The organism is Streptomyces jumonjinensis, from assembly GCF_009600885.1.
Classification (GTDB): Bacteria; Actinomycetota; Actinomycetes; order Streptomycetales; family Streptomycetaceae; genus Streptomyces; species Streptomyces jumonjinensis.
Genome location: NZ_VCLA01000123.1, coordinates 3,213 through 7,632, shown reverse-complemented (window position 1 = coordinate 7,632; position 4,420 = coordinate 3,213). Strand labels below are relative to the sequence as shown.

At 72.5% G+C, this 4,420-nt stretch carries 4 protein-coding genes; all 4 read left to right on the top strand.

Features of this window, described 5'->3' with window-relative positions; all coding sequences use genetic code 11:
• The first annotated feature begins 158 nt into the window (after window positions 1-158).
• Entirely contained in the window at window positions 159-1,142 is a 984-nt protein-coding gene (locus FF041_RS14790) for an LLM class flavin-dependent oxidoreductase (RefSeq protein ID WP_153523275.1), read from the top strand.
• A 143-nt stretch (window positions 1,143-1,285) separates the two neighbouring features.
• Complete coding sequence (locus FF041_RS14785; protein ID WP_323371366.1) at window positions 1,286-2,074, top strand: thioesterase II family protein; 789 nt, start codon at window positions 1,286-1,288, stop codon at window positions 2,072-2,074.
• 140 nt (window positions 2,075-2,214) lie between these two features.
• The gene (locus FF041_RS14780; RefSeq protein ID WP_153523274.1) at window positions 2,215-2,637 is read left to right on the top strand and encodes a PaaI family thioesterase; all 423 of its coding nucleotides are present in this window, start codon (window positions 2,215-2,217) and stop codon (window positions 2,635-2,637) included.
• Window positions 2,638-2,960: 323 nt separating this feature from the next.
• Entirely contained in the window at window positions 2,961-4,169 is a 1,209-nt protein-coding gene (locus FF041_RS14775; RefSeq protein WP_323391873.1) for a cytochrome P450, read from the top strand.
• Window positions 4,170-4,420 lie beyond the last annotated feature (251 nt).

The window sequence follows — 4,420 nt, the reverse complement described above, 5'->3', positions numbered from 1 at the left end:
CCCCTCCCGCCCGGGGCCGCGACCGGTGCGCCCGCCGGCCCGCCCGCCCCACCTCCTGCCCGAGTCCTGAACCGAACCGCACCGCATCGCATCGCACCGAACCCGAATCGAATCGAACTCGAATCGAACCCGAATCAAACCGAACCGAAGGGTTACCGATGGCCACCACCCCTTTCGCCCCCCTGCGGATCGGCGTCCTGCTGCCCACTCGTGAGCAGGCGATCCAGGGCAGCTTCGCGGCCTCCCCGCTGCTGGACTTCGCCCGCCGCGCCGAGGAGCTCGGCTTCGACTCGCTCTGGGCCGGGGACTCGCTGACCGCCCGGGCCCGGCTCGATCCGCTGGTGGTGCTCTCCGCGGCGGGCGCCGTCACCAGCCGGGTCACGCTGGGCACCGCGGCGCTCACCCCCGCGCTGCGCCATCCGCTGATCGGCTCCAACATGCTCGCCGCGCTGGACCATGTCTGCCAGGGCCGGCTGGTGCTCGGGCTCGGGGCGGGGTTCCCGATGCCGGAGACCGAGGCCGAGTTCGAGGCCGTGGGCGCGTCCTTCACGGGCCGCGTCGGACGGCTGGACGAGATCACCCGGATCTGGCGCACGGCCTGGCGCAGCGGCGACGAGGGCGAGCCCACCGAGTTCGCCGGGCGGTACTGGCAGGCGACCGATCTGGACCGGCTGCCCCGGCCCTGCACCCCCGGCGGCCCGCCGCTCTGGCTGGCGGGCGCGGACACCCCGAAGGTGCTGGAGCGGGTGGCCCGCCACTACGACGGCTGGCTGCCCTTCCTGCCCAGCTCCGAGGCGTACGGCAGGGCTTCGGCCAGGATCGCCGAACTGGCCGCCGAGGCGGGCCGGCCGCCGGGCGCGATCGTGCCCGCGCTCTACGCCACGGTCACCGTCGGGGACGACGAGGCGGCGGCCCGCGCCGAGCTGGAGCACTACATCGAGCACTACTACGGCCGCTCGCTGGAGGCGATGTCCACCATCCAGGCGTACTCCTGGGGCAGCGCGCAGGCCTGCGCCGACTGGCTCGCCGAGTACGTCCGGGCGGGGGCACGCCATCTGGTGGTGCGGATCGGCTCGCTCGACCCGGAGCCCCAGCTCAAGGCGCTCGCCGAGGCGCTCCCCGCGCTGCGCGAACTCTCCTGAGGCATCGGCGCTTCGGCACCACCGCACCACCGCAGATCAGTACCTCAGCACCACTGCACCTCAGCACCTCAGCACCACCGCACCTCAGCACCTCAGCACCGACGAGACGGCGGCGCTCCGCGCCCCGAGAGGAGTCACCCACCGTGCATGCCGACACCGGACGCGCCCTGTCCCTGGAAGGTCACTGGTTCCAGCCCGCCGAGCCGTCCGCGGACGCCTCGATACGGCTCTTCATGCTGCCCCACGCGGGCAGCGGAGCGATCATCTACCGCGACTGGCCCGAACTGCTGCCCGATGACATCGCGCCCCAGGCCGTCACCCTCCCCGGCCGGCACAACCGCCGTGAGGAGCCCTCCTTCAAGGACTGGGACCCGTTGCTCGAAGCGCTCTTCGAGGCGATCACGGACGATCTCGACGACCGCCCGTTCGCGTTCTTCGGCCACTGCCTCGGCGCTCAGCTGGCCTATCGGCTGACCGTCAGACTCGCCGAGGAGGGGATGCGCGCCCCGGCCGTGATCGGGATGTCCGGCTGGTCCCCGGTGGGCTTCTTCCAGCCCACCGAGGAGCAGAGCCGGATGCCCGATCCGGAGATGATCGAGTGGATCAAGAAGCTGGGCTCGTTCCCGGCGGACATCTACGACAACCCGGAGATGCTGGCCCTGGTGCTGCCCGCGCTCCGCGCCGATCTTCGGGTGTCGGCCCAGTACATCGACGACGGCGCCAAGGTCGACTGCCCGGTGGTCTCCTACGGCGGGCGCAGCGACCCGCTGATGGAGTCGCCGGACGCGATGACGCACTGGTCGGCCCGGACCCCGCGCCATCTGGGCAACCGCGAGTACTCCGGCGGCCACTTCTACATCGACAGCCACGCCCCGGCCGTCACCGCGGACTTCGCCGGCCATCTCCAGTCGCTGGCGGCGGCCCGGTCCTGATCCCGGCGGGCCGGTACGGTACCGCCGAGAGCGGCCCGTACCGGCGCCGGGGTCATTCGTTACGCGCCGTGCCGGGCGACGGGGCACGGCGCGCTGCCGCGCCGCCACGTACAGCCGCGGCCGAACCCGGAGGAGAGCCCATGACCCGTCCCCAGCCCACCCCCGACGAGCTGCCCGGGCTGATGCCCTTGGCGAAGGAGCTCGGCATCGTCATCGACACCGCCACCCGCCAGGAGGTGACCGGCCGGCTGGAGTGGAGTCCCGAGCGCTGCACCGCGGGCGGGGTGCTGCACGGCGGGGCGCTGGTGACCTTCGCCGACTCGGCGGCCGGGATCTGCGCGTATCTCAATCTGCCCCCGGGCGCGATGACCTCGACGATCGAGCTCAAGACCAACTTCTTCGCCGCGGTGCGCGGCGGGGAGGTGCTGGCGGTCGCCCGTCCGCTCCATGTGGGCCGGACCGTGATCGTGGTGCAGACGGATCTGTTCGCCGCGCCGTCCGCCGGGGACGCCGCGCGCCGCAGGGTGGGCCAGACGACGCAGACCCAGGCGGTGATCGGCTGAGGGCCGGGTCTCCGGGTCTCCGGGGCGCTTCCGGCCGGCGCACGGGCAGTCCGGGCAGTGTCCGAGCAGCCCGGGTAATGGATGCGTTGTCAGTACAGCATCAGGCAACCGTCAGCGGGATCTCCGATGATCGAAGGCAGCCCGGAAAATCCCCCGGCCGGGCTCGCACAGCGGCCGTCAGCACGACTCCGCCCGCCACCGGCCCCAGTGAGGGGCGCCGGCGGACGGTCCCGCCCCCCTCGGCCCCACGCCGACCGTATGCGAGCCGGATGAAACGGCCGGGACCGTGGTTCACCGCCCACGATCCCAAGGAGACGGCAGCCGTGATCGATACCCGACAGTCCATCCTGGACTGGCCGTTCGTACGCCAGTGCCCCATGAAGCCGCCCCCGGAGCTCGCGGAGCTGCGGGCGAAGCCGCCCTGTGTGGTCAGAATCCCCGCGGGCGCCACCCCGGAGCGGCTGGCCTGGCTGGTCACCCGGCACGCCGATGTGCAGCAGGCCCTGAAAGACCCCCGGATGAGCGCCGACGAGAGCACACCGGGCGCGCCCGTGCGCATCCAGCTCCCTCCGGGCGACCGGCCCAGCTCCTTCCTCCGGATGGACGATCCGGAGCACAACCGGCTGCGCAGCATGATCGCCACCGAGTTCACCGCCCGCCGGGTGCGCGGTCTGCACCAGCCGGTCCAGGCCCTCATCGACGATCTACTGGACGGACTCGCCGAGCGTCCCCGCCCCGCCGACCTGGTCGACGCCTTCTCACAGCGGCTGCCGTCCCTGGTGATCGCCCGGCTGCTGGGCGTCCCGGACACCCAGTACGACTTCTTCGTCGACCGCACCAGGGTCACCCTCTCCCAGGAGGACCCCGCCGTCGCCTACGCGGCCTATATGGACCTCACCGCCTTTCTGCGGGAGCTGGCGCTGGTCAAACGGGAGAAGCCCGAGGACGATCTGATGAGCCGGCTGGCCACCCGGCACATGGCCACCGGGGCCATCGACGTGGACCAGCTGGTCGGCATCGCCCGGCTGGTGCTGGTCGCCGGGCATGAGACCACCACCAACCAGATCGCGCTGAGCGTGCTGAGCCTGCTCCTCGACCCCGAGCTCAAGGACCAGGTGCTCGCCGACGACGGCAAGCTGGTCCCGGCGTTCCTGGAGGAGTCGATGCGCTACTGGTCGATCTCCCAGGACGCCATCCTCCGGATGGCGACGGAGGACCTGGAGCTGGGCGGGGTGCGGATGTCGGCCGGGGACGCCGTCGTGATCTCGATCCCCGGGGCCAACCACGACCCCGGGATGTTCCCCGACCCCGAGCGGATCGATGTGCTGCGCGACACCAGCGAGCACCTCCAGTGGGGGAAAGGGCCGCACTACTGCCAGGGAGCGCCGCTGGCCCGCCTGGAGATGGAGCTCGCGATCAAGGCGCTCTTCAGGCGCTTCCCGGGGCTGCGGCTGAACTGCGCCCGTGAGGACATCCCCTTCCGGCGTGCCCCGATCTTCTACGGGCTGACGGGTCTGCCCGTCACCTGGTGACGCCTGTCACCTGGTGACGGGCGACAGCGCACGGACCGCCGGCCGGGACCGCGCCTCCGGCCGGGGTCCGAGCGGGCGGGCGGATCCCGGTCCGGGGGAGTACGCCCCGGGCCCGCCACGGTGTCCGTCTCCGGCCCCTCGTACGTCCCCGGCTCCCGGTCCGTCTCCGTAAGCCCCCCCTCCCCGGCCTCCTGCCGCCCCTCCAGGTGTGCGCCCGCGGCCTCGCCCGCCCGGCGCCGGAAGGGCGGCCA